This window comes from Aphanizomenon sp. CS-733/32 (assembly GCF_028330045.1).
GTDB classification, from domain to species: Bacteria; Cyanobacteriota; Cyanobacteriia; order Cyanobacteriales; family Nostocaceae; genus Dolichospermum; species Dolichospermum gracile.
Map to the genome: position 1 here is coordinate 1 of NZ_JAQMSE010000107.1, position 4,691 is coordinate 4,691.

At 40.9% G+C, this 4,691-nt stretch carries 6 protein-coding genes; 2 read left to right on the plus strand and 4 right to left on the minus strand.

Features of this window, described 5'->3' with window-relative positions; translation table 11 throughout:
• The first annotated feature begins 272 nt into the window (after nt 1-272).
• Nucleotides 273-704 (plus strand): hypothetical protein, encoded by a 432-nt coding sequence (locus PN471_RS08055; RefSeq protein WP_271776394.1) that lies wholly within the window; start codon nt 273-275, stop codon nt 702-704.
• A gap of 55 nt (nt 705-759) precedes the next feature.
• Here the strand turns inward: PN471_RS08055 and PN471_RS08060 are convergent, their stop codons facing one another.
• The 3 genes from PN471_RS08060 to upp form a co-directional block, all read right to left on the minus strand.
• Nucleotides 760-1,038 carry a YggT family protein gene (locus PN471_RS08060; RefSeq protein WP_193899369.1) on the minus strand — a complete coding sequence of 93 codons (279 nt, stop codon included), beginning with the start codon at nt 1,036-1,038 and terminating at the stop codon, nt 760-762.
• 98 nt (nt 1,039-1,136) lie between these two features.
• A complete protein-coding gene (locus PN471_RS08065) occupies nt 1,137-1,472 on the minus strand; it encodes a hypothetical protein (RefSeq protein WP_027401028.1) in 336 nt (111 codons plus the stop codon).
• 76 nt (nt 1,473-1,548) lie between these two features.
• Nucleotides 1,549-2,199: a uracil phosphoribosyltransferase gene (upp, locus tag PN471_RS08070; RefSeq protein ID WP_271776395.1), complete on the minus strand. Its 651-nt coding sequence runs from the start codon at nt 2,197-2,199 to the stop codon at nt 1,549-1,551.
• A gap of 485 nt (nt 2,200-2,684) precedes the next feature.
• On the opposite strand from upp, the gene crtH reads away from it, so the two are divergent.
• Entirely contained in the window at nt 2,685-4,190 is a 1,506-nt protein-coding gene (gene crtH / locus PN471_RS08075) for a carotenoid isomerase (RefSeq protein WP_271776396.1), read from the plus strand.
• Nucleotides 4,191-4,256: 66 nt separating this feature from the next.
• On the opposite strand, the gene PN471_RS08080 is transcribed toward crtH, so the two are convergent.
• Entirely contained in the window at nt 4,257-4,571 is a 315-nt protein-coding gene (locus tag PN471_RS08080; protein ID WP_271776397.1) for a hypothetical protein, read from the minus strand.
• Nucleotides 4,572-4,691 lie beyond the last annotated feature (120 nt).

The following is a 4,691-nucleotide window of genomic DNA, read 5'->3' on the forward strand; positions in this document are numbered from 1 at the left end:
CAGCCTACAAAACAAAAAACAAATCTCAAAACCAAAGAACCGTGGGGCGCACGGTCTTAAAGCTCAGTTAATGTCCTCATAGAGGAGTCACTGAGAAGCCCACACTCACCTGAAAGGGAGTGTGTGGAGTACGTCACCAGGATTTGATGTCTATATCATGTAACACCAAAAATCAATAATTGGAAATTCTTACTCTGGAGAGACTCTGCGCCTCTGCGTGAGGTAAAATTGTACTCGTGACATTCGTAAATTTCCAATCAAAGGTGTATTTTATGCGGTTACGCTCAATGCAGTTAATTTTTATAGCTGGACTCATGGGGTTACTGTCCTGGATATGGACACCCACAGCCTTAGCATTAACACAGATTAAACTATCTAATATTTCCTACCACGAATGTCCATCAGAACTCGCCAGTGGAATAGTAGGTAGTAGCGGTTCAAACTCTGCCAGTTGCTTCATCGTTACAGGTAAAGCAGAAAACAGCACCCGCAAAACTGTTTATGATGCGGATATTTTTGGGCGCATATATGATGCTAACGGTGATTCAACCTTACAAAATCGTACCCGTCTGGGTTTAATCGCCGAAGTCCCTCCCGGAGTTAGTGATTTTGAATTTAGAATCACTGTCCCCAGTAATCAGCCATTACCATTGCAACTTAAACAATTTAAAGCTGCTGGATTTAGTGGACGAGTCAGAAGATAAAAGTTGTAGAGACGTTCCTAGGAACGTCCTTACATTGAAAATCGGAATTTGGGGCTTAAAACCCTTGTACCAAGGTGGCACGCGCTAAACTATCTAAAATACCACCAACTATGTTCAGTGCCAAAAATGCCAGGATAGGGGAGAAATCCATACCACCCAAGGGGGGAATTATGGAACGAAATAGATTGAGGTAAGGATCACTAATTTGGCTTAAAGCCGCAAATGGTTGATTAGACCAGTCAATAGTGGGAAACCAAGTCAACAAGACTCGAATAATCAGCAAATAGCTGTAAAGAGAGACAAAGGTGGCTAGAGTTGTAATTAGTAAATTCATGGGTAACTTTCCTATTAAATCTCAAACATAGATTCATGATTGATTTTAATTTAGCTCACGGCGCATTGTGTAGCCAATCAATATAACTAAGGGAAAGCTTAAGAATGCTCATTAACTTCCTGGGATGAGTTGCTGTTGACATTACCTAATTGCTTCCGCACATCATCAATTGTGGCATTAAGTTGGGCAATTTTATCTTCGAGCGATCGCCTGGTTGCTTCTATTTCCAAACTTTCATGACCAGAAGCCCTCATTTGCCGCTTTTTAGTCCCTGTCTGTCCATCATTTTCCCCAGCAGTTAACCCTTCATGCTCTTCATTTGCAAACTTAGCATCTAAGCGCGAAGTAATCACTGCCCCTAAAACACCACCAACTACACCCCCAATCAGTGACCCCAGTAACAAACCACTAGCAAAACCATCTTGCTGACTCATATTTTTTACCGTCTTCTCGAAAATAAGCAACTTTGACAATACTTTAGCTATTTTCCAGCCTTAGCGGCATCCTAGCTTAAGTTCCAAAAATGCGATCGCCCGCATCCCCCAATCCTGGTACAATATATCCTTGATCATCAAGCGTTTCATCAATAGTAGCGGTGTAAACGATTAAGCCAGAATAGACAGCAGCCAATTTTTTCAATGCCGGGGGAGCAACAACTACAGATATAATCCGAATTAACGCCGGATCAACCCCTCTTTGGGTCAATTCCGCCATTACTGCCATTATAGAGCCTCCAGTAGCCAACATCGGCTCAGTAATTAACACCCGCGTTTCGGGAGCGAATTTTTCAGGTAATTTATTTAAATAACAAGTAGGTTCTAGAGTTTCTTCATTTCGCGCCAAGCCAACATGGTAAATTGATGCCAAAGGCAGTACACCCTGCGCTCCCTCCAACAAGCCTAAACCAGCCCGCAAAATCGGCACAACAGCCACAGGTATCTGAGGATTAATAAAAGTGGCTGCACAGGTCGTCAGAGGCGTTTGCACCCTTGCTTCTTGAGTTGGCAACCACTCCCTAGCGGCCTCATAAGTTAGCCACCGACCCAACTCAGTCATAGCAGAACGAAATAATACAGATGGTGTAGCTACATCACGAGCAACTCCCAACCAGTGCTGAATTAAAGGATGAGGTGGAACATAAACACGGAGTTGTTGCGTCATAGCTAGAAAAGGGCGGCTGGATAATTGTCTTTTTACTGCAACATCATAGCAGAATTCAGGAGTCAGAAGTTAGGAGTCAGGAGTTAGGAGTCAGGAGTTAGGAGTCAGGAGTCAGGAGTCAGGAGTCAGGAGTTAGGAGTCAGGAGTCAGAAGTTAGGAGTCAGGACTCAGGAAGAAGAAAGTAGGGGCGCAGGGTCTGCGCCCAGGAGGGAGTCAGGAGTAAATAGGGGTTGCTGATAGCGTAGCGTGGCTTTTAGCCATATAAACCGAAAACCTAGATATATTCAGAGTTTCCGGTTTGAGAAAGTGAATTAGGTGCAAGCCCTAAATATATTTTATTGATAAATCTTCTCATTAATAGTTGACAAAGATTCTCAATCAGAGTTATATTATTCTCAAGTGTTCTCCTCTCTTTAAAGGATCGGCAGGCGGGATTAGTCAGCAGCAGCAGACTTTTCCCTCTTTTTTGGATTAAATTACAAATTATGGATTCTGAATTATTTGATGTCATTATCATTGGTTCTGGTATTGGTGGTTTAGTAACAGCCACCCAATTAGCAGCCAAAGGTGCAAAAGTTATAGTTTTTGAAAGTTATCTCATTCCCGGTGGTAGTGCTGGTTATTTTCAAAGCCAAGGATATACATTTGATGTCGGTGCATCAATGATTTTTGGCATGGGAAATAAAGGAACAACCAACTTACTCACCCGTGCCTTAGATGCAGTTAATGTTAATCTGGAAACCATTCCCGATTCTGTCCAGATTCACTATCATTTACCTGATGGTTTGGATTTAAAAATTGATCGAGATTATGAAAAATTTCTCCAAAATCTCATTGCCTATTTTCCCCACGAAGCCAAAGGAATCAGAAGATTTTATGATGAATGTCAGAAAGTTTTTAATTGCTTGAATAATATTGAATTATTATCATTAGAAGAACCCAAATATCTCCTGCGAGTATTTCTCAAAAAACCATTAGCTTGTCTAGGTTTAGCCAAATATTTACCCTTGAATGTAGGAGAAGTAGCACGAAAGTATATTCAAGATCCTCAGTTATTAAAGTTTATTGATATCGAGTGTTATTGCTGGTCAGTAGTTCCTGCGGACATGACACCCATGATTAATGCTGGGATGGTTTTTTCCGATAGACATTATGGTGGAGTTAATTATCCTAAAGGAGGAGTTGGGAAAATTGCCGAAAAATTGGTAACAGGTTTAGAGCAATTTGGGGGTGAAATTCAATATCAAGCGCGAGTGACAAAAATTATTACCAAACGGGGCAAAGCTGTCGGTGTACAATTAGCAAATGGTCAAATTTATTATGGTAAAAAAATAGTATCTAATGCCACCCGCTGGGACACCTTTACAAAACTACTACCAGCCGAAAAAATGCCAGTTAAAGAAAAAAATTGGCAACAACAATATATAAAATCACCCAGTTTTTTAAGCTTGCATATAGGAGTAAAAGCATCAATTTTACCTGTAGGAACAGAATGTCATCATATTTTATTATCAGATTGGCAGGAAATTACCACAGCAACAGGAACAATTTTTGTTTCTATTCCTACCCTCCTTGACCCGGATTTAGCACCACCAGGATATCATATTATTCATGCTTTTACACCTGACTGGATTAGTAATTGGCAAGGACTTTCCGAAAGCGAGTATACGGATAAAAAAGAAATAGCAGCAGGGCAAATTATTGACAGATTAGAGACAATTTTTCCTGGTTTAGATGCTGGGTTAGATTATTTAGAAATCGGGACTCCACGTACTCACAGACGCTTTTTAGGACGGGTAGATGGAACTTATGGACCAATACCTAAACGTAAGTTGTGGGGGTTATTGGGAATGCCTTTCAATCGCACTGTGATTCCTAATTTGTATTGTGTAGGAGATAGTACATTCCCCGGACAAGGTTTGAATGCTGTGGCTTTTTCTGGGTTTGCTTGCGCGCATCGGATTGGAGTAGATTTACAACTGAGAAAATAGCTGGGAAATAGATCCCCGACTTCTTAAAGAAGTCGGGGATCTTTTAAGCTCTTCTTCAATGATCAACTATTGCTTTGGTTTTACGTATCCAAGAATTTGATCAAGTTTCTTCTTTAATTCTTGGTTTTTCTTCTCCAAATCGCCAATTTTATCCATGAGTCTTTGATTTTCGGAACTCTCAGCAGCCGCCCGTAACTTGCGAACATCATGACCAAAACCCATCAAAGCTGGACGTTCCACATAAGTCACACGGTGTAAAACCCGCCAGGCTTTATTGGGTTTTCCGGCTTGAGCTTCACGTAACGCTCGTGCTTCCTCATCATTAGCTTGTACCCGTTTCTCTTGATCGCCAATTTTGCTTTTACAGCAGTTTGTGATCAAGTCCAGTACAAAAATAGCTATCTAAATAGGGTCAAAAAACAATCCACAATGATTAAACCAATTGAGAGCATTTTCATCAGTAATAGCATTAACCGCCATAGTAATTGCCTCATCAAGTGC